The sequence below is a fragment of the Streptomyces sp. NPDC046925 genome (genome assembly GCF_040644915.1).
GTDB lineage: Bacteria > Actinomycetota > Actinomycetes > Streptomycetales > Streptomycetaceae > Streptomyces.
Map to the genome: position 1 here is coordinate 18,624 of NZ_JBEYWZ010000003.1, position 24,763 is coordinate 43,386.

Annotated in this window: 26 protein-coding genes; 10 read left to right on the forward strand and 16 right to left on the reverse strand. The window is 70.1% G+C overall.

What is annotated here, in order from left to right; all coding sequences use genetic code 11:
* Positions 1–75 precede the first annotated feature (75 nt).
* The 4 genes from ABZ906_RS13260 to ABZ906_RS13275 all read right to left on the reverse strand — a co-directional run bounded on the left by ABZ906_RS13260 (position 76) and on the right by ABZ906_RS13275 (position 2,608).
* Positions 76–594 (reverse strand): histidine phosphatase family protein, encoded by a 519-nt coding sequence (locus ABZ906_RS13260; RefSeq protein ID WP_361381522.1) that lies wholly within the window; start codon positions 592–594, stop codon positions 76–78.
* 88 nt (positions 595–682) lie between these two features.
* The gene (locus tag ABZ906_RS13265) at positions 683–955 is read right to left on the reverse strand and encodes a hypothetical protein (protein ID WP_361381525.1); all 273 of its coding nucleotides are present in this window, start codon (positions 953–955) and stop codon (positions 683–685) included.
* 120 nt (positions 956–1,075) lie between these two features.
* The gene (locus ABZ906_RS13270; protein ID WP_150166275.1) at positions 1,076–1,192 is read right to left on the reverse strand and encodes an SGM_5486 family transporter-associated protein; all 117 of its coding nucleotides are present in this window, start codon (positions 1,190–1,192) and stop codon (positions 1,076–1,078) included.
* Between the two features lie 111 nt (positions 1,193–1,303).
* Complete coding sequence (locus ABZ906_RS13275) at positions 1,304–2,608, reverse strand: MFS transporter (RefSeq protein ID WP_361188094.1); 1,305 nt, start codon at positions 2,606–2,608, stop codon at positions 1,304–1,306.
* 81 nt (positions 2,609–2,689) lie between these two features.
* Here ABZ906_RS13275 and ABZ906_RS13280 point away from each other — a divergent pair, with 81 nt between their 5' ends.
* Positions 2,690–3,382, forward strand: a complete 693-nt coding sequence (locus ABZ906_RS13280; RefSeq protein WP_361381528.1) for a FadR/GntR family transcriptional regulator — start codon at positions 2,690–2,692, stop codon at positions 3,380–3,382.
* Between the two features lie 32 nt (positions 3,383–3,414).
* Here the strand turns inward: ABZ906_RS13280 and ABZ906_RS13285 are convergent, their stop codons facing one another.
* From ABZ906_RS13285 to fabG, 3 genes are all read right to left on the reverse strand, one after another.
* The gene (locus ABZ906_RS13285; RefSeq protein WP_361188099.1) at positions 3,415–3,771 is read right to left on the reverse strand and encodes a hypothetical protein; all 357 of its coding nucleotides are present in this window, start codon (positions 3,769–3,771) and stop codon (positions 3,415–3,417) included.
* A 115-nt stretch (positions 3,772–3,886) separates the two neighbouring features.
* Positions 3,887–4,648 carry an enoyl-ACP reductase FabI gene (gene fabI / locus ABZ906_RS13290; RefSeq protein ID WP_361188102.1) on the reverse strand — a complete coding sequence of 254 codons (762 nt, stop codon included), beginning with the start codon at positions 4,646–4,648 and terminating at the stop codon, positions 3,887–3,889.
* Between the two features lie 5 nt (positions 4,649–4,653).
* Positions 4,654–5,373, reverse strand: coding sequence for a 3-oxoacyl-[acyl-carrier-protein] reductase (fabG, locus tag ABZ906_RS13295; protein ID WP_361188104.1), 720 nt, complete (start codon positions 5,371–5,373; stop codon positions 4,654–4,656).
* 185 nt (positions 5,374–5,558) lie between these two features.
* Between fabG and ABZ906_RS13300 the strand changes: the two genes are divergently transcribed.
* The 3 genes from ABZ906_RS13300 (at position 5,559) to tyrS (ending at position 9,833) form a co-directional block, all read left to right on the forward strand.
* Positions 5,559–7,082, forward strand: coding sequence for a TldD/PmbA family protein (locus ABZ906_RS13300; RefSeq protein ID WP_361188107.1), 1,524 nt, complete (start codon positions 5,559–5,561; stop codon positions 7,080–7,082).
* The gene (locus ABZ906_RS13305) at positions 7,079–8,482 is read left to right on the forward strand and encodes a TldD/PmbA family protein (RefSeq protein ID WP_361381531.1); all 1,404 of its coding nucleotides are present in this window, start codon (positions 7,079–7,081) and stop codon (positions 8,480–8,482) included. Before ABZ906_RS13300 ends, ABZ906_RS13305 begins: the two co-directional genes overlap by 4 nt.
* An 82-nt stretch (positions 8,483–8,564) precedes the next feature.
* Positions 8,565–9,833, forward strand: a complete 1,269-nt coding sequence (gene tyrS, locus ABZ906_RS13310; protein WP_361381534.1) for a tyrosine--tRNA ligase — start codon at positions 8,565–8,567, stop codon at positions 9,831–9,833.
* 97 nt (positions 9,834–9,930) lie between these two features.
* Here tyrS and ABZ906_RS13315 read toward each other — a convergent pair whose 3' ends face one another.
* Entirely contained in the window at positions 9,931–10,209 is a 279-nt protein-coding gene (locus tag ABZ906_RS13315; RefSeq protein WP_361188114.1) for a GlsB/YeaQ/YmgE family stress response membrane protein, read from the reverse strand.
* A gap of 215 nt (positions 10,210–10,424) precedes the next feature.
* Between ABZ906_RS13315 and ABZ906_RS13320 the strand changes: the two genes are divergently transcribed.
* Positions 10,425–10,799 (forward strand): DUF3099 domain-containing protein, encoded by a 375-nt coding sequence (locus tag ABZ906_RS13320; RefSeq protein ID WP_361381537.1) that lies wholly within the window; start codon positions 10,425–10,427, stop codon positions 10,797–10,799.
* 204 nt (positions 10,800–11,003) lie between these two features.
* Positions 11,004–11,231 carry a hypothetical protein gene (locus tag ABZ906_RS13325; protein ID WP_361188119.1) on the forward strand — a complete coding sequence of 76 codons (228 nt, stop codon included), beginning with the start codon at positions 11,004–11,006 and terminating at the stop codon, positions 11,229–11,231.
* On the opposite strand, the gene moaA is transcribed toward ABZ906_RS13325, so the two are convergent.
* From moaA to ABZ906_RS13340, 3 genes are all read right to left on the reverse strand, one after another.
* Positions 11,228–12,235, reverse strand: a complete 1,008-nt coding sequence (moaA, locus tag ABZ906_RS13330; RefSeq protein WP_361188121.1) for a GTP 3',8-cyclase MoaA — start codon at positions 12,233–12,235, stop codon at positions 11,228–11,230. The two genes, ABZ906_RS13325 and moaA, sit on opposite strands and share 4 nt — an antisense overlap.
* A gap of 180 nt (positions 12,236–12,415) precedes the next feature.
* Positions 12,416–14,050, reverse strand: coding sequence for a cation acetate symporter (locus tag ABZ906_RS13335; RefSeq protein ID WP_361381540.1), 1,635 nt, complete (start codon positions 14,048–14,050; stop codon positions 12,416–12,418).
* On the reverse strand, positions 14,047–14,415 hold the full coding sequence (locus ABZ906_RS13340; RefSeq protein WP_361381543.1) for a DUF485 domain-containing protein: 369 nt from the start codon (positions 14,413–14,415) through the stop codon (positions 14,047–14,049). The genes ABZ906_RS13335 and ABZ906_RS13340 overlap by 4 nt, the downstream gene beginning before the upstream one ends.
* Before the next feature lie 328 nt (positions 14,416–14,743).
* On the opposite strand from ABZ906_RS13340, the gene ABZ906_RS13345 reads away from it, so the two are divergent.
* From ABZ906_RS13345 to ABZ906_RS13360, 4 genes are all read left to right on the forward strand, one after another.
* Positions 14,744–16,276 carry a S8 family serine peptidase gene (locus tag ABZ906_RS13345; protein WP_361381546.1) on the forward strand — a complete coding sequence of 511 codons (1,533 nt, stop codon included), beginning with the start codon at positions 14,744–14,746 and terminating at the stop codon, positions 16,274–16,276.
* Between the two features lie 14 nt (positions 16,277–16,290).
* Positions 16,291–17,877 carry a S8 family serine peptidase gene (locus ABZ906_RS13350; protein WP_361381548.1) on the forward strand — a complete coding sequence of 529 codons (1,587 nt, stop codon included), beginning with the start codon at positions 16,291–16,293 and terminating at the stop codon, positions 17,875–17,877.
* A gap of 69 nt (positions 17,878–17,946) precedes the next feature.
* Entirely contained in the window at positions 17,947–18,516 is a 570-nt protein-coding gene (locus ABZ906_RS13355) for a hypothetical protein (RefSeq protein ID WP_361381549.1), read from the forward strand.
* 82 nt (positions 18,517–18,598) lie between these two features.
* Positions 18,599–19,654 (forward strand): CopD family protein, encoded by a 1,056-nt coding sequence (locus ABZ906_RS13360; RefSeq protein WP_361381552.1) that lies wholly within the window; start codon positions 18,599–18,601, stop codon positions 19,652–19,654.
* Here the strand turns inward: ABZ906_RS13360 and ABZ906_RS13365 are convergent.
* From ABZ906_RS13365 to ABZ906_RS13385, 5 genes are all read right to left on the reverse strand, one after another.
* Positions 19,623–20,303 (reverse strand): lysoplasmalogenase, encoded by a 681-nt coding sequence (locus tag ABZ906_RS13365; protein WP_361383131.1) that lies wholly within the window; start codon positions 20,301–20,303, stop codon positions 19,623–19,625. The genes ABZ906_RS13360 and ABZ906_RS13365 overlap by 32 nt on opposite strands.
* Positions 20,303–21,226 carry a sterol desaturase family protein gene (locus tag ABZ906_RS13370; RefSeq protein ID WP_361381555.1) on the reverse strand — a complete coding sequence of 308 codons (924 nt, stop codon included), beginning with the start codon at positions 21,224–21,226 and terminating at the stop codon, positions 20,303–20,305. The genes ABZ906_RS13365 and ABZ906_RS13370 overlap by 1 nt, the downstream gene beginning before the upstream one ends.
* Before the next feature lie 143 nt (positions 21,227–21,369).
* A complete protein-coding gene (locus ABZ906_RS13375) occupies positions 21,370–22,086 on the reverse strand; it encodes a VIT family protein (protein ID WP_361381558.1) in 717 nt (238 codons plus the stop codon).
* 127 nt (positions 22,087–22,213) lie between these two features.
* Positions 22,214–23,476, reverse strand: a complete 1,263-nt coding sequence (locus ABZ906_RS13380; RefSeq protein WP_361381561.1) for an amidohydrolase family protein — start codon at positions 23,474–23,476, stop codon at positions 22,214–22,216.
* The gene (locus tag ABZ906_RS13385) at positions 23,473–24,756 is read right to left on the reverse strand and encodes an amidohydrolase family protein (protein ID WP_361188147.1); all 1,284 of its coding nucleotides are present in this window, start codon (positions 24,754–24,756) and stop codon (positions 23,473–23,475) included. Before ABZ906_RS13385 ends, ABZ906_RS13380 begins: the two co-directional genes overlap by 4 nt.
* Between the last annotated feature and the right edge of the window lie 7 nt (positions 24,757–24,763).

Consider the following 24,763-nt stretch of genomic DNA (forward strand, 5'->3'; position numbering starts at 1 on the left):
GCTGCGGTTCCGGGGCCCATCACCGTACGTGCGTCGGGGCCTGCTCAGGGTCTGCTCAGGGTCTGCCGGGAAGATCTACTCGGAAGGCGACCAGTAGTCGACCAGGGTGCCGACTCCCGGCTCCAGGGCCTTCCACGAGCCGGAGTACGTCAGGACGGCGAAGGCGGCCGTGGGGAAGCCGCGGCGGTCCATCCGCGTACGGGCGTCACCCTCGGAGTCGCCGGCCAGGATGTCGGCGAGCCCCTGCACTCCGGGGTTGTGGCCGATCAGTACGACGTTCTGCACGTCGTCCTGGGTTTCGTTGAGCACGGCGATCAGCTCGCCCGGAGAGGCCTCGTACAGCCGGTCCTCGTAGACGGTCTTGGGCCTGTGCGGGAGCTCATGGACCGCGAGCTTCCATGTCTCGCGGGTCCGGGCGGCGGTCGAGCAGAGGGCCAGGTCGAGAGGGATGCCGCTGTCTGCCAGCTTGCGCCCTGCGACGGGCGCATCCTTGCGGCCTCGCTCCGCGAGCGGACGCTCGTGGTCGGACACCTGCGGCCAGTCGGCCTTCGCATGCCGGAAAAGGACAATCCTGCGGGGTTCTGCGACGCTCATGGGTCCCAGCTTCGCATGAAACCCGCCGGTGGGCGCAGGGAGTTGGACTGCTCCCCCGGCACGGGTGACGGCGACCGCCGGGGGCGGGTCACCCGGTCGTACGGAAGACCGTCTCCTGGATGCGCTCCAGCAAGTGGGTGACCACCGGCTCGCCTGCCGTGGCGTGGGCGTCGGCGGGGTTCAGCATCAGCAGGAGCAGGGCCGCGAAGGCTATGGCGGGGAGGGCGATCGCCCACCACGGAAGCTGGATCTCGACGCTCGCGGAGTCCTTGGTGGCTCCCGGGTCGCGCCTGATGTGCGAACGGGCCGACATGCCGCCTCCGTGGTCTTCGAGTCCTCCGTGCCGCGTCTTCGCGGCCACATCTCGAAGGTACGGATCAGGCGACCCTCAGCACATCCGGTGATCCACCCACTTGACCCTGACACTGACCCCCTAGGGGATGGTGGTGCTAGCCCCACCACCGGCCCCGCCGGGGTCAGTTCACGGCGAGGCGATGGAGGCGATGATCCCGATGATCACGGTGATGGCCAGCATCGAGCCAAGCACGATGAGCAGCTTCTTCTGGCCGTTCTGGGGGTTCGGGTCGAGCACTGGCATGGGAAGAGTCTCGCACCCTTTGTCCGGGGCGGCTCCGCCGGGGTGCGCGGTACTCCCCCGGGGTCAGGCGGCCGCACGCCCCTGAGGCCGGGCGGCCGTACTCTCCCGGCGTCAGCCGGCCGCCGCGATCTCGTCCTCGACCGTGCGGTTGCGGCCCGCCAGGATGCCCACCACGATCTGCGGCACCATCAGGCCCGCCATGAGCGCGATCGGCAGCCCCCAGCCGCCGCTGTGCTGGTAGAGCACGCCCACCAGGAGCGGCCCCGGAATCGAGATGAGGTAGCCCGTGCTCTGCGCGAAGGCGGAGAGCTTGGCGACGCCCACACTGCTCTTGGCCCGCATGCCGACCATGGTGAGGGCCAGCGGGAAGGCGCAGTTGGAGACGCCGAGCAGCAGGGCCCACACCCAGGCACCGCCCGCGGGGGCGAGGTAGAGGCCCGCGTACCCGGCGAGACCGCAGACGCCGAGCACGACCACCACGGGGCCCTGGTTCGGCAGCCGGGTGGCGACCCGCGGGATGACGAAGGCCAGCGGCACGCCCATCGCCATGATGACGGCGAGGAGGACACCGGCCTCCCCCGCCGGGACCCCCGCGTCACGGAAGATCTGCGGCATCCAGCCCATCGTGATGTACGCGGCGGTGGCCTGGAGCCCGAAGAAGCAGGCCAGCGCCCATGCCGTACGACTGCGCGTGATCCGCAGCTGCGCGTCCTCCTGGCGCACCTCGGAGCTGACGTGCTCCGGGGCGGCGGACGCGGCGCCCCGGTCCCGCACGAGCGGCAGCCACGGCACGACGGCGACGACGGCGAGGGTCGCCCACAACGCGAGGCCGGTCTGCCAGCTGCCGCCGAGGGCGTCGGTCACCGGCACCGTGATGGCCGCCGCCAGCGAGGTGCCGAGGGCGAGGGCCATCGAGTAGAGCCCGGTCATCGAGCCGACCCGGTCGGGGAACCAGCGCTTGACGATCACCGGCATCAGGACGTTGCTGACCGCGATGCCCATGAGGGCGAGCGCGCTCGCGGCGAGGAAGCCGACGGTGCCGCCGAGGAAGGGGCGGATCGCCAGGCCCGTGGCGATCGCGACCATGCCCGCGCAGACCACCGCGCTGGGGCCGAACCGGCGGGCGAGCCGCGGAGCCATCACCCCGAAGATCGCGAAGCAGAGCGGCGGGACGGAGGTCAGCAGGCCGGCGAGCGTGCCGCTCATGCCGAGTCCGTCGCGTACCTCTTCGAGGAGGGAGCCGAGGCTGGTGATGCCGGGGCGGAGGTTGAGGGCGGCCAGGACGATGCCGACCATGACGAGACGCGTCGCCCACGCGCGCGTGGCGGGCTGTTTCTGCGCTGCCCCGTTCGCCGCGTCGGTACGTATCGGTGTCGTCGGTGTCGGTGTCATCGTCCTGGTTTCCTCACTAGCCATGGAGCCATCATAGAATCATGGGATGATTGGCTGTCCAATCCGTTGCCTCTGTTTCCGTCACATCGCGCACGAAGGAACGTCATGCCGCTGACCACCCCTCACCGATCTGCGCTCTCCGAGCAGGTCATCGCCGAGCTGCGCAACCAGATCTCGTCGGGAGAATGGCCGGTCGGCTCCCGTATCCCCACCGAGCCCGAGCTGGTGGAGCAGCTGGGCGTGGCGCGCAACACCGTCCGGGAGGCGGTCCGCGCCCTCGCGCACAACGGCCTTCTCGACATCCGCCAGGGCTCGGGCACCTATGTGGTCGCGACGAGCGAACTGGCCGGCGTGATGCAGCGCAGGTTCGCCGACGCGGAGCCGCGGCACATCGCGGAGCTGCGCAGCACGCTGGAGTCGAGCGCGGCGAAGCTGGCCGCGCAGCGGCGCACGGAGCGCGACCTCAAGCAGCTCGACGCCCTGCTCGAGCGCCGCGAGGAGGCCTGGGCCTCGGGCGACGCGGAGGCCTTCGTGACGGCGGACGCGACCTTCCACCTGGCCGTGGTGGCCGCGTCCCACAACGACGTGATGACGGCGATGTACGCGGACCTCGGCGAGGTCATGCGGGACTGGCTGCGCGAGGACGTCGGCGAGAAGCTGACCCCCGAGAGCCACATGGACCACGCCAGGCTCGTCGATGCGATCCGGGAGAGCGACGCGGAGGCGGCGGCGAAGGAGGCCGCGGGCTACCCCTTCATGTGCCGCCCGGAGCTCTTCGACGACGCGGCACGAGCCTGATCCGGGGCACCGGGCCGCCCCGGCCGCGACCCTCACTTCTCGTGGCTGACCCAGACCGTCCGGATCTCTTTCCAGCACCGCCCGGTGAGCCGCACCGTGGAGGCGGGCCCCGCCTCGACGGGCACTCCGTCGCTGTCGATGTCCCACCACTGCTCGCACTCGACGTGCAGGCGCACCCGGTCGGTCTCGGGGTACGGGTTGTGGCAGTACGCGACCGCCTCCGAGCCCTCGACGCCGGTGCGGCACTCCGCGCCGAACGGCCGGGGTTCACCGGCCTCCACGCGTGCGCGTGGAGGCTCCGCCTCTGTGACGGCATGCGACGCGGCGCCGTGCGGCAGGGCGATCAGCAGGGTGAGAGCGGCGAGCACCGCGGGAGATGACGGGCGCACACCTCAGGGTGCGCGGTTTGGCCCCGGCCCCGCCTGGCCGGTGAGCCGAACGGGTGACGCCCCGTCTCCCGCGCGGTGCGGGGGACGGGGCGTCGGAGACGTACGTAATGCCTGCTCAGGCACCCATCATGTGCACGCCGCCGTCGACGTGGATGATCTCGCCGGTCGTCTTCGGGAAGAAGTCCGAGAGCAGCGCGACGATGCCGCGGCCCGCGGGCTCCGGGTCGGCCATGTCCCAGTCCAGCGGCGAACGGGTGTTCCAAACGTCCGCGAGGTCGGCGAAGCCCGGGATGGACTTGGCGGCCATGGAGCCGATCGGACCCGCCGAGATCATGTTGCAGCGGATGTTCTCCTTGCCCAGGTCGCGGGCGAGGTAGCGGCTCGTGGCCTCCAGGGCGGCCTTGGCCGGGCCCATCCAGTCGTACTTCGGCCAGGCGAACTGCGCGTCGAAGGTGAGGCCGACGACCGAGGCGCCGTCCTCGAACAGCGGGCGGCAGGCCATGGTGAGCGACTTCAGGGAGAACGCCGAGACGTGCATCGCCGTCGCGACGTCCTCGAAGGACGCCTCGAGGAAGTTGAAGGCACCCTGCGGCGCGAAGCCGATGGAGTGCACGACGCCGTCGAGACCGCCGAGCTCGTCCTTGACCAGGCCCGCGAGCCGGTCGAGGTGCTCCTGGTTGGTCACGTCGAGCTCGATGACCTTGGCGGGCTTGGGCAGCTTCTTCGCGATGCGCTCGGTGAGCGTGGGGCGCGGGAAGGCGGTGAGGATGACCTCGGCGCCCTGCTCCTGCGCGACCTTGGCCGCGTGGAACGCGATGGAGGACTCCATCAGAACGCCCGTGATCAGGATCTTCTTGCCGTCGAGAATTCCGCTCATGGTGATCAGTGACCCATGCCCAATCCGCCGTCAACGGGGATGACGGCTCCAGTGATGTACGACGCGTCGTCCGAGGCGAGGAACTTGACCGCGGCGGCGATCTCCTCGGGCTGCGCGTAGCGGCCGAGCGGCACCTGCGCCACGATGTTCGACCGCTGCTCGTCGGTGAGCACCTTGGTCATGTCGGTGTCGACAAAACCCGGCGCGACGACGTTGAAGGTGAGGTTGCGCGACCCGAGCTCACGGGCGAGCGAGCGCGCGAAACCGACCAGGCCGGCCTTGGAGGCGGCGTAGTTCGCCTGCCCCGGACCGCCCATCAGGCCCACGACCGAGGAGATCAGGACGACGCGGCCCTTCCTGGCGCGCAGCATGCCGCGGTTGGCGCGCTTGACGACACGGAAGGTGCCGGTGAGGTTCGTGTCGAGGACGGACGTGAAGTCCTCCTCGGACATCCGCATGAGGAGCTGGTCCTTGGTGATCCCGGCGTTGGCCACCAGGACCTCCACGGGACCGTGCTTCTCCTCGATCTCCTTGTAGGCCTGCTCCACCTGCTCGGTGTCGGTGATGTCGCACTTGACGGCGAGGACTCCGAGCTCGGTGAGGGCCTGGGGCGGTTCACCCGAGCGGTAGGTGATCGCGACCTTGTCGCCGGCGTCGGCGAAGACGCGGGCGATGGCGAGGCCGATGCCCCGGTTTCCTCCGGTGACGAGAACCGAGCGGCTCAACGGATCACCCTTTCGATAGCGGTCTGGTACCTCGAAAACCTATCGGTACGGTGCTCCATACGGAGAATCGACGACCGACAGTGGCGTACCGGACTCACTGTCGGGTCCCTACAGAAAACTCTGGCCGCCGGGCCTCCACGCGCGACATGATCTGACCGACCGGTGCCGACAGCAGGGAGACATCCGTGCCCCATTCCATCGATGAAGCCTTCACGGCGCTGCCCCTGCGGGCTCTCGCCGACGCGGCACTCGCCCGCGCGCGTGCCCTGGGCGCGGATCACGCGGACTTCCGCTTCGAGCGGGTGCGCAGCGCGTCCTGGCGGCTGCGGGACGCCAAGCCGTCCGGTACGTCGGACACCACGGACCTCGGCTACGCGGTCCGGGTCGTGCACGGCGGAACCTGGGGCTTCGCCTCGGGCGTGGACCTGACGATGGACGCGGCGGCGAAGGTCGCGTCACAAGCCGTGGCGATGGCCAAGCTTTCCGCCAAGGTCATCAAGGCGGCGGGCTCCGACGAGCGAGTGGAGCTCGCCCATGAGCCGGTGCACGCGGAGAAGACCTGGGTGTCGGCGTACGAGATCGACCCCTTCTCCGTGCCGGACGAGGAGAAGAGCGGGCTGCTCGCCGAGTGGAGCTCCCGTCTCCTGGCCGCCGACGGCGTCTCGCACGTCGACGCCTCGCTGCTCACGGTGCACGAGAACAAGTTCTACGCGGACACGGCGGGGACGGTGACCACGCAGCAGCGGGTCCGCCTCCACCCGCAGCTCACCGCGGTCGCGGTCGACGAGACGAGCGGCGAGTTCGACTCGATGCGCACCATCGCGCCGCCGGCCGGGCGCGGCTGGGAGTACCTCACGGGGACCGGCTGGGACTGGGACGCCGAGCTGGAGCGCATCCCCGGCTACCTCGCCGAGAAGATGCGGGCGCCGAGCGTGGAGGCCGGCTCGTACGATCTGATCGTCGATCCGTCGAACCTCTGGCTGACCATCCACGAGTCCATCGGCCACGCCACCGAACTGGACCGCGCGCTCGGCTACGAAGCGGCGTACGCGGGCACCTCCTTCGCCACCTTCGACCAGCTCGGCAAGCTGGCGTACGGCTCGTCGATCATGAATGTGACGGGCGACAGGACCGCCGAGCACGGGCTTGCGACCATCGGGTACGACGACGAGGGCGTGGCCGCGCAGTCCTGGGACCTGGTGAAGGACGGCACCCTGGTCGGCTATCAGCTGGACCGGCGCATCGCGAAGCTCACCGGTTTCGAGCGCTCCAACGGGTGCGCGTACGCGGACTCCCCCGGCCATGTGCCGGTGCAGCGCATGGCGAACGTGTCGCTGCAGCCGGATCCGGGCGGGCTCTCGACGGAGGACCTGATCGCGGGCGTCGATCGCGGCATTTACGTGGTTGGCGACCGTTCATGGTCAATTGATATGCAAAGGTACAATTTTCAATTCACCGGGCAGCGGTTCTACCGCATCGAGAACGGCCGCATCGCCGGTCAGCTCCGCGATGTCGCGTACCAGGCGACGACGACCGACTTCTGGGGTTCGATGGCCGCGGTCGGCGGCCCGCAGACGTATGTGCTCGGCGGTGCCTTCAACTGCGGCAAGGCCCAGCCGGGCCAGGTCGCGGCGGTCTCGCACGGCTGCCCCTCGGCCCTGTTCCGAGGCGTGAACATCCTTAACACCACGCAGGAGGCGGGCCGATGACCTCTCGTACGAGCCGTACGAACAAGCCGCACGAGATCGTCGAGCGCGCCCTCGAACTGTCCACCGCCGACGGCTGCGTCGTCATCGCCGACGAGCACTCGACCGCGAACCTGCGCTGGGCGGGCAACGCCCTGACCACGAACGGCGTCACCCGCGGCCGCACCCTCACCGTCATCGCGACCGTCGACGGCAAGGAAGGCACGGCCTCCGGCGTCGTATCGCGCTCGGCCGTGACCGCCGCCGAACTGGAGCCCCTGGTCCGCGCGGCCGAGCACGCCGCGCGCGGGGCCGGTCCCGCCGAGGACGCGCAGCCGCTGGTGGCCGGGGCCGAGGAGTCCGCGGACTTCAGGGACGCGCCCGGCGAGACGTCCTCCTCGGTCTTCACGGACTTCGCCCCCGCGCTCGGCGAGGCGTTCGCCACCGCCCGCGCGGGCGGGCGCGAGCTCTACGGCTTCGCGAACCACGAACTCGTGACGAGCTACCTCGGTACGTCGACGGGCCTGCGCCTGCGGCACGACCAGCCCAACGGCACCCTCGAACTCAACGCCAAGTCCCCCGACCGCACGAAGTCGGCGTGGGCGGGGCGTGCCACCCGGGACTTCAAGGACATCGACCCGGCGGCGCTGGACGCGGAGCTAGCCAAGCGCCTGGGGTGGGCCCGGCGGCGCGTCGATCTGCCCGCGGGCCGGTACGAGACGATCCTGCCGCCCACCGCCGTCGCCGACCTGCTGATCTACCAGCTGTGGTCGGCTTCGGCACGGGACGCGGCGGAGGGCCGGACGGTGTTCTCCAAGCCCGGCGGCGGCACCCGGGTGGGCGACCGGCTCGCCGAGCTGCCCCTGACGCTGCGCAGCGACCCGAACGAGCCCGGTCTGGAGTCCGCGCCGTTCGTACTCGCGCACGCCTCGGGCGGCGACTCGTCCGTCTTCGACAACGGGCTTCCGCTGGCCGCCACCGACTGGGTACGCGCGGGCGAGCTCGCGCATCTGACCAGCACCCGGCACAGCGCGGGCCTGACCGGTCTGCCGGTGGCCCCCGCCATAGACAACCTCATCCTCGACGGCGGCACCGACCGCTCCCTGGAGGAGATGGTCGCGAGTACCGAACGAGGGCTGCTCCTGACCTGCCTCTGGTACATCCGCGAGGTCGACCCGGCCACCCTGCTGCTCACCGGGCTCACCAGGGACGGCGTCTACCTCGTGGAGAACGGCGAGGTCGTGGGCGAGGTGAACAACTTCCGCTTCAACGAGTCGCCGGTCGACCTGCTCTCGCGGGCCGCCGAGGCCGGGCGCACGGAAAAGACGCTGCCCAGGGAGTGGGGCGACTGGTTCACTAGGGCCGCGATGCCCGCCCTGCGCATCCCCGACTTCAACATGAGCTCGGTCAGCCAAGGCGTGTGACGCCCATAGACTGGCCGGTGCCAGCCGGTACCGGCCGGCAGCCTTTCGACCGGCCAGAAACCTCTCAAGGAGACACAGGACCGTGACGGACATCGTCGACGAGCTGAAGTGGCGGGGGCTTTTCGCCCTGTCCACGGACGAAGATGCACTGCGCAAGGCGCTCGCGGACGGCCCCGTCACGTTCTATTGCGGCTTCGACCCCACCGCGGCGAGCCTGCACGTCGGGCACCTGGTGCAGGTCCTCACCGTGCGCCGCCTCCAGCAGGCGGGGCACCGCCCGCTCGCGCTGGTGGGCGGCGCCACGGGCCAGATCGGCGACCCGCGGCCGACCGCCGAGCGCACCCTGAACGACCCGGAGACGGTCGCGAACTGGGTGGCCCGGCTGCGCTCGCAGATCGAGCCGTTCCTGTCCTTCGAGGGCGAGAACGCCGCGCTGATGGTCAACAACCTGGACTGGACCGCGGGCATGTCCGCGATCGAGTTCCTGCGGGACATCGGCAAGCACTTCCGCGTCAACAAGATGCTGACCAAGGACTCCGTGGCCCGCCGCCTGGAGTCCCAGGAGGGCATCTCGTACACGGAGTTCAGCTACCAGCTGCTCCAGGGCATGGACTTCCTGGAGCTCTACCGCCGCTACGGCTGCGCGCTGCAGACCGGCGGCAGCGACCAGTGGGGCAACCTCACGGCGGGCATCGACCTGATCCACCGCCTGGAGCCGGACGCCACGGTGCACGCCGTCGGCACGCCGCTGATGGTCAAGGCGGACGGCACCAAGTTCGGCAAGTCCGAGGGCGGCGCCGTCTGGCTCGACCCGGAGATGACCACGCCGTACGCGTTCTACCAGTTCTGGCTGAACGTGGACGACCGCGACGTCTCGACGTACATGCGCATCCTCAGCTTCAAGTCCCGCGAGGAGCTGGAGGAGATCGAGAAGCTCACCGAGGAGCGTCCGCAGGCCCGTGCGGCCCAGCGCGCGCTCGCCGAGGAGCTGACGACGCTGGTGCACGGCGCCGACCAGTGCGCCGCGGTCATCGCCGCGTCCAAGGCGCTGTTCGGCCAGGGCGAGCTCGGCGACCTCGACGAGGCGACGCTGAGCGCGGCCCTCTCCGAGCTGCCGCGCGTCCAGGTCACCGAGCTCGGCCCGGTGGTGGACTTGCTCGCGGAGGTCGGCCTGGTGGCGAGCAAGTCCGCGGCCCGGCGCACGGTCAAGGAGGGCGGTGCCTACGTGAACAACGCGAAGGTCGCCTCCGAGGACGCCGTGCCGTCGCGCGAGGACCTGCTGCACGGGCGCTGGCTGGTGCTGCGCCGGGGCAAGAAGAACCTGGCGGCGGTCGAGGTCACCGCGGGCTGAGCGAAGGACGCGGGCCTGGGCCCGCGTTCCCCTGCCTCTGCGAAAGGGGGCCGGCCCATATGGGCCGGCCCCCTTTCGTGTACCGCGCAGCCGCAGGTCAGGCCCGCTGCTGTTTGTTGCCTCTGATCATCTTGTACAGCATGTCTCCGACGCCCACGACGACGAGCGCCGCCACCAGCTGCAGGGCGTGCCGACCCCAGTCGATGCCCTTGGTGTCAGCGATGCCGAACCCGGAGGCCAGCGAGTTGCCGATGATCGCGCCGATGATGCCGAAGATCGTGGTCAGCCAGAGCGGACTGTGCTGCTTTCCGGGCAGGATCGCCTTGGCGAGCAACCCCAGCACGAATCCGACGACGATGGCCCACAACCAGCTCATAGCTGCCTCCTCATCCGGCTCAACATGAGCATTACGGCCAGTGTCGACCGATCCTCCATACGGCGCATGTCGGGCGCCCCCATACGTGGCACGGCGCAGTCAGGACACCGAGAAGGAACCCGCCCCGGTCTCGAAGGCTGCGCAGCCCCGGCGTAACGTGGAGCAGGTCCGGGCCGGGGAGCGCCCGGCCTCTTGTGAGCAGGCGGTGGAATGTGATGCGGAAGCAGAGCGGCGCCCAGGTCTTCCGGATCACAGGGGCCCGTCAGGGTCTCGCGGAGGACGTACGCGGCAGGCAGCGCCGGTATGTGATCTCGATGTCGATCCGCACCCTTTCGGTCATCGCCGCGGCGGTGCTGTGGAACGTCGAGCGACACGTTGCTTTCGTCGCTCTGGTGCTCGGCATCCTCCTGCCGTACATCTCCGTCGTGATCGCCAACGCGGGCCGGGAGAACGCCCCCTCGTTGCCGTCGACCTTCGTACCGGCGCCATCCCGGCCAATCCTTCCGCCGCCGCCGGCGCCCGGCGAGGCCGCGGAACCCGTCCCGGAAGGCGGCGCGGGCCCCGGACAGGGCGGTCCCAACGCTCCGTAGGGCCACCAGAACTGACCGTCGACGTTGCGCCAAGCTCAAGAAAAGCTCAGATCAATCATGTAGTTCCGGTGCCGGGTAGCGGGTCCCCCATGACATACTTCGTACGCGCTCCGCATCCCCCGTCGGAGCGACAGACCGACGCCGGGCAGCTCCCCCCGTGGCTGCTCGGCGTCGCCTTGTTTTGAACGCACTTGGACGTTAGCTGTGAGCGACGAAACACCGATCTGTTCCGCCAAGGGCTGCCGCGCCGCCGCCGTGTGGGTGCTCGCCTGGAACAACCCGAAGATCCACACTCCGGAGCGCCGCAAGACGTGGCTCGCCTGTGAGGAACACCGCGAGCACCTCTCCCAATTCCTGGGCGTGCGCAGCATGTTGAAGGACGTCGTGCCGCTCGCCGAGTGGGAAGCGCGCGGCGAGTCCTCCGACTCCTAGCCGCCGATCGCCGACATCGGGCGGTCAGGCTGCAGGAACGTCGGGTCGTCCAGGCCCGAGCCCGCCTTCTTGCCCCACATCGCGAGCTTCCATATGCGCGCGATCGCCTCGTCCGAGCCGTCCTCGCTGTCCTCGGCGTTGGCCCGCAGGGCCCCGCGCAGGTCGGTCTCCTCGGTGGCGAAAAGGCAGGTGCGGACCTGGCCGTCGGCCGTCAGGCGGGTGCGGTCGCAGGCCGAGCAGAACGGGCGGGTGACGGAGGCGATGACGCCGACGCGATGCGGTCCGCCGTCCACGATCCAGCGCTCGGCCGGCGCGGAGCCGCGCTCGCCGGAGCCCTCTTCGGTGAGCTCGAAGCGCGTACGCAGCGACTGCAGGATGTCACCGGCGGTGATCATTCCGTCGCGCTTCCAACCGTGCTGGGCGTCCAGCGGCATCTGCTCGATGAATCGCAGTTCGTAGTCGTTCTCGACGGCCCAGGCGAGGAGGTCGGGGGCCTCGTCGTCGTTCAGGCCGGGCATCAGGACCGTATTCACCTTGACCGGGGTCAGGCCCGCCTCGCGGGCCGCTTCGAGGCCCTCAAGGACGTCCTTGTGGCGGTCGCGGCGGGTGAGGGTCTTGAAGACGTCCGGGCGCAGTGTGTCCAGGGAGACGTTCACCCGGTCGAGGCCCGCGGCCTTGAGGGCCGCGGCGGTGCGCTTGAGGCCGATGCCGTTCGTCGTCAGGGACATCTTGGGGCGCGGCTCGAGCTGGGCGCAGCGCTCGACGATGCCGACGAGGCCGGGGCGCAGCAGTGGCTCGCCGCCGGTGAAGCGGATCTCGGTGATGCCGAGTTGCGTCACGGCGATCCGGATGAGCCGGACGATCTCGTCGTCGCTGAGGAGCTCGGACTTGGACAGCCACTGCAGGCCTTCTTCGGGCATGCAGTACGTGCAGCGCAGGTTGCATTTGTCCGTCAGCGAAACCCGCAGATCGGTGGCCACTCGGCCGTAGGTGTCGATGAGCACGTGGGCCCCCTCCCTGATCCTGTTCAGCCGGTTCGGTTCAGATACCACGAGCCTACGTGACGGGACTGACAGCGTCGGGGGCCCGATCCCACGAGGAGCGGCACGGCCGCGTCGTAGAGATCTACCAACGATCTACGACGCGGCCGCTGACCTGCGTGTTTCAGGTGGAGCCGAGGCGGGTCAGTGGGCTCCGGTACCGGTGAGGGACCGTACCTCCAGCTCCGCGTACTTGCCCTTGTCTGCCTCTTCCTTCGACAGGAGCGTGCCGAGCCAGCCGAGCAGGAAGCCCAGCGGGATGGAGATCAGACCCGGGTTCTCCAGCGGGAAGAAGTCGAAGTTCGCGTCGGGGAACATCGAGGTGGGCTTGCCCGAGACGACCGGCGAGAACAGCACGAGGCCGACGGCCGCGATCAGTCCGCCGTAGATGGACCAGAGCGCGCCCTGCGTGGTGAACCGCTTCCAGAAGAGGCTGTAGAGGATCGTCGGCAGGTTCGCGGAGGCCGCGACGGCGAAGGCCAGGGCGACGAGTCCCGCCACGTTGAGATCACGGGCCAGGGCTCCGAGGGCGATGGAGACGATGCCGATGAAGACGGTCGACCAGCGGGCCGCCTTCATCTCCTCCTTCTCGGTGGCCTTGCCCTTCTTGATCACGTTCGCGTAGATGTCGTGCGCGAAGGAGGACGACGAGGCGAGGGTGAGGCCCGCGACGACCGCGAGGATCGTGGCGAAGGCGACCGCGGAGATCACGGCGAGCAGGATCGCGCCGCCGGTGGAGTCGCCACCGCCGCCGATTTCCAGGGCGGCGAGCGGCGCGGCGGTGTTGCCCGCCTTGTTCGAGGCGATGATGTCGCCGGGCTTGAGCAGGGCGGCGGCGCCGAAGCCGAGGACGATCGTCATCAGGTAGAAGGCGCCGATGATGCCGATCGCCCAGTTCACGGACTTACGCGCGGCCTTGGCGGTCGGCACCGTGTAGAAGCGGATCAGGATGTGCGGGAGTCCCGCCGTGCCGAGCACCAGGGCGATGCCGAGCGAGAGGAAGTCCAGCTTCGAGGTGCCGCTCGCGCCGTACTTGAGGCCGGGCTCCAGGAAGGACGAGCCCTTGCCGCTGTTGGAGGCGGCGGTGCCGAGCAGGTCGGAGACGTTGAAGTTGAACTTCAGCAGGATCAGGAAGGTGATCAGGACGGTGCCCGCGATGAGCAGCACGGCCTTGACCATCTGCACCCAGGTGGTGCCCTTCATGCCGCCGATGGTGACGTAGACGATCATCAGGACGCCGACGAGGGCGACGATCAGGATCTTGCCCGCGTCGCTGGTGATGCCGAGCAGCAGCGAGACCAGGACACCGGCGCCTGCCATCTGCGCGAGCAGGTAGAAGATCGAGACGACGATCGTGGAGGTGCCCGCGGCGGTGCGCACCGGACGCTGGCGCATGCGATAGGCCAGCACGTCACCCATCGTGTAGCGCCCGGAGTTGCGCAGCGGCTCGGCGACCAGGAGGAGCGCGACCAGCCAGGCGACCAGGAACCCGATGGAGTAGAGGAAGCCGTCGTACCCGAAGAGGGCGATGGCGCCCGCGATGCCGAGGAAGGACGCGGCGGACATGTAGTCGCCGGAGATCGCCAGGCCGTTCTGGAAGCCGGTGAACTGGCGTCCGCCCGCGTAGAAGTCGGCGGCGCTCTTGGTCTGGCGCCCGGCCCAGACGGTGATGAAGAGGGTCGCGACGACGAAGGCCGCGAAGAGGCTGATGATCAGCGCCCGGTGCTCGGAGGCGTCGGACGCCGCCGCCAGGACAGTGGTGTTCAGCGCGGGGCTCATGCGCCGGCCTCCATACGGGACTTGATCGCCTCGGCCTTGGGGTCGAGCTTCGCGGCGGCGTGGCGCGAGTAGAACCAGGCGATGAGGAACGTGGTCAGGAACTGCGCGAGACCGAGGACCAGCGCGACGTTGATGTTGCCGAACACCTTGGTGCCCATGAAGTCGCCCGCGTAGTTCGAGAGCAGCACGTACGCGAGGTACCAGACGATGAAGGCGACGGTCAGCGGGAAGGCGAAGGAACGGTGCGCCTTGCGGAGTTCACCGAACTCGGGGCTCGCTTGCTCCTGGAGGAATTCTTCCGTGGACGGCGCATGGCGAGCGGGGGTTTCTCCGTCCTCGGACGGTGGGGAGGCATCGGTGGCCACGGAGTCTTCTCCTCGTGGTGCGGGTGCGGTGGGGACGGACAGCTGATCCATTGACTCTCTCTGATCCGGCAGTGACGCGGATCACTTGAGCCACGGATGGCGATGCTAAGGCCACGGGACGTGATCCGACAGGGGTCGATGTTGGTTCCGTTACCTGTTCAACGTCTCGGCGGCGCGCCCGGCGCGGGGTGACGGACCGATTTCTTCCGGAATCCATTGCTGGCCTGGGAGTTCGGGGGATAGCTTCACCCTGCACGACCCGTCATGTACCTGCCCGATCACGAGATGTGTTCGGGCAGTTCACGTATCCGGATGATGTGGAGATCCCATGGCTCATCTGCGTTCCAGACGTCGCATCGCGCTCAGCGTGCCCCTCGGTATCGCGCTCGCGGCGTCGGTCGGCTTCGCGCCGGGCGTCGCGACCGCGGCCCCCGACGCTCCCGCCACCGCGTCGGCGAAGGCCGAGGCCCCCAAGCTCGCGTACGTGGTCAACACCCGTACGGACTCCAAGACGATCGCGTACGTGAAGAAGGCGATCGCCAGGGCCGACGGTTCCGTGGTCGTCGCGTACCCGAAGATCGGCGTCATCGTCGCGCACTCGGCCAACCCCGACTTCGGCAAGCAGCTGCGCAAGGTCAAGGGGGTCCAGTCCGCGGGCGCGACCCGCACCTCGCCCCTGACGGCGGCGGGCACCACGGAGGAGGGCGCACCGACCCTCCTGTCGAAGGCCGAGGCCAAGTCGCTCAAGGCGCGGGCCGCCGCGGACGCCGAGCCGCTCGAGGCCGACCAGTGGGATCTGCGCGCGATAGGCGCCGACAAGGCAGCGAAGATAAACCCCGGCAGCAAGAAGGTCACCGTCGGCGTCATCGACACCGGAGTCGACGACACCCACCAGGACCTCGCCGCCAACTTCTCGGCCTCGCAGTCGGCCAGCTGTGTCGGCGGCAAGGCGGACACCTCGCCCGGCGCCTGGCGCCCGGAGAAGCCGGACCACTACCACGGCACGCACGTGGCCGGCGAGATAGCCGCCGCCCGCGACGGCGTGGGCGTCGCGGGCGTCGCGCCCGGCGTGAAGGTCGCGGGCATCAAGGTGGCCGACCCGGTCAGCGAGCTGTTCTACCCGGAGAGCGTCGTCTGCGCCTTCGTGTTCGCGGCCGACAAGGGCATCGAGGTCACGAACAACAGCTACTACGTGGACCCCTGGCTCTACAACTGCATGGACGACCCGGACCAGCGGGCCATCGTCGACGCGGTCAACCGGGCCCAGCTGTACGCCCAGAAGAAGGGCACCCTGAACCTCGCGTCCGCGGGCAACTCCAACCACGACCTCGCGGCCGACGAGATCCTGGACGATTCGAGCCCGGACGACTCGACGCCGGTGCCGCGCACCATCGACCCCTCCGAGTGCTTCGACATCCCGACGCAGCTGCCGGGCGTGGTCACGGTCAGCGCGACGGGCGTGCAGAACCTGAAGTCGTACTACTCCACGTACGGCAAGGGCGTCATCGACATCGCGGCCCCGGGCGGCGACGCGCGGCAGATCCCGGCCGACACCCCCTCGAAGAACGGCCGCATCCTCTCCACGATGCCGGGCAACCAGTACGGCTGGCTGCAGGGCACCTCGATGGCCTCGCCGCACGCCGCGGGCGTCGCCGCGCTCCTGAAGTCGACGCACCCCAAGGCGAGCCCCGCCGAGATCCAGCGGCTTCTCAAGAAGCAGGCCGACAACCCGGGTTGCCCGACGACTCCCTACGACCCGGACGGTGACGGCAAGGTCGACGCCGTCTGCGAGGGCGGCAAGAACAAGAACGGCTTCTACGGCAGCGGGATCGTCGACGCGCTCGACGCCGTGAAGAAGTGAGGGGCACGCGCACCATGACCGCACCTTTCACGCGCTCCCGGCGCGTGCTCGCACTCCCGCTCGGCATGGCGGTGGCCTCGGCCGTCGCCTTCCTGCCGGGCACGGCATCGGCCCAGCCCGACGCCGCGTCACGGCCGGACACCCCGGTGAACTCCGTCGTGTCCGCACTCGGCTCGTCCCTGACGGACGGCGCGTCGATGAGCTATGTCGTCAACGTCCGTGCCGGGCACGGCGGTTCGCCGTCCGCCAAGACGTCGGCCTACGTGAAGAGGGCCATCGCCAAGGCAGGCGGCAAGGTCGTCATCGCGTACGACAGGATCGGCGTGATCGTCGTCCACTCGTCGGACGCGGACTTCGCCGGGAAGATCCGCAAGGCGAAGGGCGTCCAGTCCGCGGGGGCCACCCGCACCGCGCCGCTGTCCGCGCAGTCCGACGACGCCCTCGAGGCCGACCGGCCGCTGACCGCCGCCGAGGCCCAGAAGGCCGCCGGGCGGGCGGGAGCGGGCCAGGATGAGCTCGAGCCGCTCCAGTGGGACCTGCCCGCCATCAAGGCGGACAAGGCCCACAAGGAGTCGCTCGGCAGCTCCAGGGTCACCGTCGGCGTCCTGGACTCCGGCGTGGACGACACGCACGCGGACATCGCGCCGAACTTCGACGCGAAGGCGTCCGCGAGCTGCCTGGGCGGCGTGCCCGTGCAGAAGGACAAGGCGTGGCGTCCGGTGAGCGGGGAGAGCGACCACGGCATGCACGTGGCGGGCACGATCGCCGCCGCGAAGAACGGCACCGGCATCACCGGTGTCGCTCCGGGCGTGAAGGTGGCGAGCCTGAAGGTGGCCGAGCCCGCGACCGGCATGTACTACACGGAGGCCGTGGTCTGCGGCTTCATGTGGGCGGCCGAGCACGGCGTCGACGTCACCAACTCCAGCTACTACACCGATCCGTGGCTGTTCAACTGCAAGACGGACGCCGACCAGAAGGCCCTGGTCGATGCCGTCGGGCGGGCCACCCGGTACGCGGAGCGCAAGGGTGCGGTGAACGTCGCGGCGGCCGGGAACGCCGAGACGGACCTCGCGCAGGACGAGATCGTGGACGACTCCAGCCCGGACGACACGACGCCGACCAAGCGGACGATTCTGACCGCGGACTGCTTCGACCTGCCGTCGCAGCTTCCGGGTGTCGTGACCGTCTCGGCCACGGGCGCGAAGGGCATCAAGTCCTCGTACTCGAACTACGGCCAGGGCGTCGTCGACATCGCGGCGCCGGGCGGCGACTCCACGAAGTTCCAGACGCCGGACGCACCGGCCACGGACGGCCGCATCCTGTCGACCCTGCCGGGCGGCAAGTTCGGCTACAAGGCGGGTACGTCGATGGCGTCACCGCATGCCGCGGGGGTGGCCGCGCTCATCAAGTCGGCCCACCCGCACGCGTCCTCGGCCAAGGTGAAGGCGCTCCTGTACGGCGAGGCCGACGCCATGAAGTGCACCGATCCGTACGACATCGACGGTGACGGCAAGGTCGACGCGGTCTGCGCGGGCGGCAAGAACAAGAACGGCTTCTACGGCGCGGGCATGATCGACGCGCTGGACGCCGTGCGGAAGTAACCCTCCTGCGGCGGGAGTCGGGCCGGGCGGTCACCGACCGCCCGGCCCTTCGCGAGAGGATCACGTGCCATGTACGAGTACAAGGACTCCGGCTTCGTCCCCGCCGACACGCGACACTGGGTGGCGGGGCGTCTGCGGCCCCGGTGGGAAGTGGTGCTCGGCTTCGTCGGAATGATCGTGTACGTGCCGTTCTGGATCGCGCTCACGGCGGTGGTGCTGGCCGGGGTCATCGTGGTCCTGTTCCTGTCGGAGATCGTCGAGGCGGTCAGCGACTCGGGCGAGCGGAAGCTGAACGCCCTGGCGGACGGCATGCTGGAGCGGCTGAGGATGCCGCGCTGGTGCGTGACCTGGCCCGAGCTGCGCCATGAGGGAGACGCGGCGTACTACCGCGCGCGGGTCGACAAGGTCGTGGGCCGCTGGACGGCTCGGGCGTCCGCCCCCAAGAAGCCGAAGAAGCCTGCCCCGCCCGTCGAGTGCGAGATCACGTGGCGCAACTACCGGGGCGTGGGCGGCCACTACGTGGTCGAGGCCGCGACCGCCCAAGGGTGGGAACTGCGGCCGTCGGACCCGCGGGACTCGGTCAGGCTGTGGTGGTCGGCGGCCACGGACGGCGGGGCGCACGAGGGCACTGCGGTGTAAGTGGCCTGTCGGGCGGAATGGGAATCCGCCAGTTGTTTGCCAGGACTTGCCCGTTTAGGGGGTGCCTGGTGAAGATCTTGTAGTGAGCTCCATACAACCGTCCGCCGACCCCGGTGGCGAGGCCCCGGCCGACACGGTCGCCGCCGCGCCCCGCGCCTCGCACCGCGCCGCCCGCCGCCCCTCTACGGGCCATGCCGTCGCCGTGCTGATCCTGGTGGCCGTCGCCGCCGTCGTCCCGCTCCTCGGCCCCTCGGCGGCCCTTGACGGCACCGGCGAGGCCGAGGCACCCGGTACCGCCGGGATCACGTTCCTGCGGACGGTCATGTTCGCCGCGCTGTGCGTGCAGTTGGGCGAGGTGTACGCGATCCGGCTCGCCCGCCGGGTGCCGGGGGCGCCGCTGGAGCGGGAGCCGCGGAGCTGGGCGGCGTACGCGGCGGGCGCGGGCCTCGTCGCCGCGCTCGGCCTGGCCTCGGTGGTGGCCACCGGCAACCTCGTGCCGCATCAGCTCTCCGACATGGACATCGGCGGCCTCTACGCCTCGCGCGACGGCAGACTGGCGCTCCTCGAAGTCAACGCCTTCATCGTGGCGCTGCTGTGCGCGCGCTCGCGCCGCCCGTCCACCGCCGCGCTTCCGCTGGCCGCGGTGATCGTCGCGGAGGCGCTGCGGGCCCACCCGCCGGCCGAGGACTCCCCGCTCATCGGCACCGGCCTGACGCTGGTGCATCTGACCTGCGGGGTGCTGTGGGCGGGCGGCCTGCTTCAGGTCCTTCGCATGCTCCGGCTGTGGCGGACGTCGGCTCCGGAGGCGGGCGCGGCGGTACTGGGGCTCTACGCGCGCGTGGCGGCCGTTCTGTTCGCCGCGATCACCGTGACGGGGGTGTGCAGCACGCTGCGTCGGATGCCGGCGAGCACGGTCCTCGATCAGCTGACGGAGACGGCCTACGGGCGCACGCTGCTCGCCAAGGTGCTCCTCGTGGTGGCCGTGGCCGTCCTCGCGCTCCTCGCCCGCCTGCGGTTGAGCAGGGCCGCCGACCCGACCTCCGCGTACGCGCCCTCCCGCTGGGAGGTCATCGCCCTGGGGGCCGTCGTGGCGGTGTCGGCACTCCTTACGGCGTTGCCGCTGCCGATTCGCTGGTGAGCCGCACGGGTCGGCGGGGCTGCGCCGCCAGTACGCCGACGGTCAGCAGAAACTGGGCGGCGATATAGGTCAGCATGATCCAGAAGTCGGGGCGGGGGGCCTGCGGCCACTCGGCGATGCCGGTCGCGATGAGGGTGTCCGACAGGAGGAACAGCGCGCCGCCCGCGCCCGCGGCGAGGCCCAGCCGGGTGGCGCCGAACGCCATCGCGGTGAGCAGGAGGCTGTAGCCCGCCACCGGACCGCGCATGTCCGCGGGGAGGTCCGGCCACAGGAGTACGACCGTGACGATCAGGGCGGTGGCGTACGCGGCCACCAGCCACCCTCCACGCGCGCGTGCCGTTCCGTGGCGCTTGAAGAGGGTGAGGTAGCAGACGTGGCCCGCGGCGAAGGAGCCCATTCCGGCGAGGAACGCGGCGTCGGCGTCGAGCAGGAGGAGGGTGTCGCCTCCCCAGCCGAAGAGGAGAGCGGCGGTCAGCAGGCGCGGGCCTTTGACGACTGCCGCGTAGCCCGCCAGGAGCGGCATGAGCAGGGGCTTGAAGACGGTGTGGGCTGCGTCCGAGCCGGCCAGGAGTGCTGCCAGATCACCCAGCGCGGCAACGCCGAACGCCACGAGGAGCAGCTTGGCCCTGCCCGCGACGGGGGCAGGGATCACGCCGCGCTCTCCGTCACCGGCTCCGTCGCCGGCTTCGGTGCCGACTTTGCTGCCTCAGGGGCCTCGGGCGCCCCGGATGCCTCAGATGCCTGTGGTTGCCAGCCAGGGCCTCGGAAAAGCCTTCCGCCGCGTTCGCGCCAGTTCGTCGCCTTCCTGATGTCCTTGGCTATCGCGACGTACTCGTGGGTGGCCACCCGCAGCGGGTTGTACGTGGTGATGTTCTTCGTGAGGCCGTAGACCGGGCGGTCCGTCTCCGCCACCCAGGAGCCGAACAGACGGTCCCAGATGATCAGGATGCCGCCGAAGTTGCGGTCCAGGTAGCCGCCCTGCGACGCGTGGTGGACGCGGTGGTGCGAGGGGGTGTTGAAGACGAACTCGAAGGGGCGGGGCAGCTTGTCGATGCGCTCGGTGTGGATCCAGAACTGGTAGACGAGGTTCGCCGAGGAGCAGAACGCGAGCGCCGCGGGATGCACGCCGAGTGCGATCAGCGGAACGTAGAACGGCCAGACGGTCAGGCTCGTCCAGGGCTGGCGCAGCGCCGTCGTGAGGTTGAACTTGCGGCTGGAGTGGTGCACGACGTGGCAGGCCCACAGGATGCGGATGACGTGATGCCCGCGGTGCGACCAGTAGTAGAAGAAGTCCTGCGCGAGCAGCATCAGCGGGATCGTCCACCACAGGACGGGGATGTGCAGCGGCGTCAGCGCGTACACCGCCGTGTAGATCGCGACGATGGGGATCTTCCACAGGAGGTCGAAGACGAGACTGCCGAGCCCCATGGTGATGGAGGTGGCGGCGTCCTTCGTCTCGTACCCGGCCTCGTCCTCGTCGGGATGGATCCGCACGCTCACGATCTCCACGACGGTGAGCAGCACGAAGGCAGGTATGGACCACAGCACGACATCGGGCAGGTTCGGCGGCATGCGTGCACCGTAAGGGCCCGTCGTCGGCCGCCGCTAGACGTAGTTACCGACAAGTATTACCAGCGGTAAAGAAGTGGATGTTGGCGATCCCCGCCAAAAGCGGACGCTCAAACCCGGGCGTCGCCCCGGACAAACGCAGCCGCTCAGACACCCACCGCCCCGAGCAACGCACCCGCCCCGTACGTCACCGCCATCGCGAGCGCCCCTCCCCCCATGTTGCGCAGCACGGCGGGCCGCGCCTTCGCGGAGCCGAGCCGCGCGCTGCTCCACCCCGTGAGGGCGAGCGCGGCGAGGACCGAGACGACGGTGACCCAGAGGCGCCAGTCGGCGGGCGGCAAGACGATCGCCAGGAGCGGGAGCAGCGCGCCCGCCGTGAAGGCCACGAAGCTGGCCCAGGCCGCGTGCCACGGGTTGGTGAGCTCGTCCGGGTCGATACCGAGCTCCACGCGCGCGTGCGCCCGCAAAGCGTCCCGCTCGGTGAGCTGCTCGGCCGCCTCCCGCGCCACCTCACGGCTCAGCCCCCGGTCCGCGAGGAGATCCGTCAGCTCGGTCAGTTCGGCGTCGGGCTGCTCCCGCAGTTCGCGCCGCTCCAGGGCGAGGGCGGCCTTCTCCGAGTCGCGCTGGGTGGAGACGGATACGTACTCGCCCGCAGCCATCGACATCGACCCGGCGAGCAGCCCGGCGAGACCGGCCGTGAGCAGCGCGCTGCGGTCATCCGTGGCGCCCGCCACGCCGACGACGATCCCCGCCGTGGAGACGATGCCGTCGTTGGCGCCGAGCACGGCCGCACGCAGCCAGTTGAGGCGCGTGCCCAGCGCGCCGCCGTGTGGTTCGTCGTGTCCAGCCGCCTGATCGCTCACCCGGGGAGGGTCTCACCCCCGGGTGAGCGAGTCCGGCAGTGGCACGCCGTCACCGCATAGAGCAGTGGCACGCCGTCACCGCATAGAGCAGTGGCAGGCCGTCACCGCATCGAGCGGGGGAACGCCGTCACCAGACGCGCGCCGACCCTCCCGAGGCGAACACCGGGCTCGTCGCCCCGGCCGGCGTCTCCTTGAGGGGCTCCTCCAGCTCCCCGACCGTCGGCCCCACGCGCGCGGCGACCTCCCCGAGCCGTTCCAGGTCGAAGCCGTACACGCGGGCCGCGTTGCCTCCGACCATGGCCGCTATCTCGTCCTTCGGGAGGCCCGCGTAGGCGATGCGAAGACCCTCGCGCGAGAACGGGTGCGTGCCCTCGTCGTGCGGATAGTCGCTGCCCCACATGATCTTGTCGATGCCGATCCGGTCCCTCATCTGCGCCTCGTGCGGACGCATGAAGCTCGCGCCGACGAAGCAGTTGTCGCGCCAGACCTCGGAGGGACCTTTGCCCATCGCATCGGCGAGCCCCGCACCGAACTTGGACTCCGCCGTACCCCCCGCGCCCGCCTTGGAGGCCGCCGCGACAAGACGCCCGTGGTAGTAGTCCAGCATGTCGAGCACGCCGGGGATCCAGCCCGAGCCCTGCTCCGTGAGCACGAGCCGCAGCTCCGGATGGCGGCGGAAGGCGCCGCCGAACACCAGGTGCCACAGCGCCCGGTGCGAGAACCACGTCGTCTCCACCATGAAGACGGCCCGCGCGGCAGGTTCCTCGCCGAGGGGAGGCGAGGCCGACCCCGCATGGTGGTTGACGGGCACGCCGCGCTCGGCGCAGGCCGCCCAGATCGGGTCGTACGTGACCGAGTAGAGCTCCGCGAGTCCGCTGCCCGGCGGTGTGCCGGGCAGCAGCAGACCGCCGTTCAGGCCCGCGTCGGCGGCCCAGTGGATCTCCTTGACGGCCTCGTCCACGTCGTTCAGGAGGATCTGGAAGACGCCCGCCCTGCGCCCCGGAGCGGCCGCGCAGAAGTCGGCGAGCCAGCGGTTGTGGGCGCGCAGGCCCGCCCAGCGCTGCTCGAACTCCGCGCGTGTCGGCGCCGGTGCCATCAGGGAGGCGCTCGGGAAGAAGGGCGGGATGGTGTTCGGGAAGACGACCTCGCCGACGATGCCGTCCTGTTCGAGCTCGGCGACCCGGCGATCGGAGTTCCAGTTGCGGTCGGCGGTGTCGGCGAGCAGGTCCTCGTAGGGATTGACGTAGGTGGCGGCCCAGGCGTCGAACGCGTCGTGGTGACCGGACGCCAAGTAGGGCCTGTAGTCCAGGAGGTCGGCGCCCGCGTGGCAGTCCGCCGAGATGACGGTGTAGCGCTCTTCGGTCCCGCCTCCGGTGATGTTCTCGCTCATGTCTGTGCCCCCAGTACCGGGAAGTCGTGGTCGGTCAGCCAGTGGCGCCCCACGTCGCGCGAGCGCGCCCAGGACGCCTCGACCGCCGACTGGTCGTCGTCCTGGCCGAGTTCGGCGGGGGTGGGACCGATCCGGCGGGCCAGCGGCGCCAGCTTCTGCGTGTCGAAGCCGAAGACGTCGGCCGCCGCCAGACCCAGCATCCGCCGGGTCTCCCCCACCGGGATGTCGTGGAAGGTCTTCTTCAGCCACGCGCGCGTGTCGGGCCAGGTGCCCTCGGGGTGCGGGAAGTCGCTGCCCCAGAGGATGTTGTCGACGCCGATCTCGTAGCGCTGGGCGAGTTCGCGGCGCTTGGTGTTGGTGGCGCAGATGAAGATCTGCCGGTCCAGGTACTCGTGCGGGGGCCGCTTGAGCTCCGCGAACGGGGAGAGCTTCTTGCCGCCGTGCGCGCCCAGGTAGAGCCGGTCCATGAACCACAGGAGGTTCGGCAGCCACCAGCAGCCGGACTCCGCGACGCCGAACTTCAGCCCCGGATGGCGTTCGAAGACGCCCGACCAGAGCATGAACCACAGCGGCCGCGCGGGCCACCAGGTCACTTCGGAGACGTAGATCCCCAGGTGGTCGCCGTACTCGTGGCGGGGCGCCGCCCCGGAGTGGGTCACCATCGGCATCGCGCACTCGGCCGCCGCCGCCCACACCGGGTCGTAACGGCGGTCGTGATAGGGCGCCTTGTCGACCCACATGGAGGGGATCATCAGCGCCCCGAGTCCGGACTCCTTGGCCCGGTGGATCTCGGCGACGACCCGGTCGACCTCCCCGGTGACCGGCAACAGGGCGACCCCGCAGTGTCGTTCGGGGTGCTCGGAGACGAACTCGGCCAGCCAGCGGTTGTGCGCCTGCGCGCCCGCCATGCCGAGCTCCGGGTCCTGGTCCCCCGAGAGGCCGAGGCCTACCCCGAAGGGCGCCGCCGTCTGGCTGTCCACGGCGTCCGCGTCCGGGAAGACGACCTCGGCGGCCACTCCGTCGCCGTCGAGCTCCTTGAGGCGCTGCGCGGTCTCCCAGCCGCCGCGCAGGCCCTCTTCGTTGTCCTCGAACCACTTGGCGGCGAACGCGTCGTTGCGGATGCCGAGCCGCGTCGCCTCCGCGCGCCGGGCGCCGCGCTCCCCCAGGAACTGGTCGAAGTCGCGGTGGAACCGCTTGTCGAGATAGGGCCGGTACTCCTCGGTCGGAAGCCCGGCGTGGCAGTCGGAGGAGATGATCAGGTAGGGATCCTGGTCGGTCATCACGTGC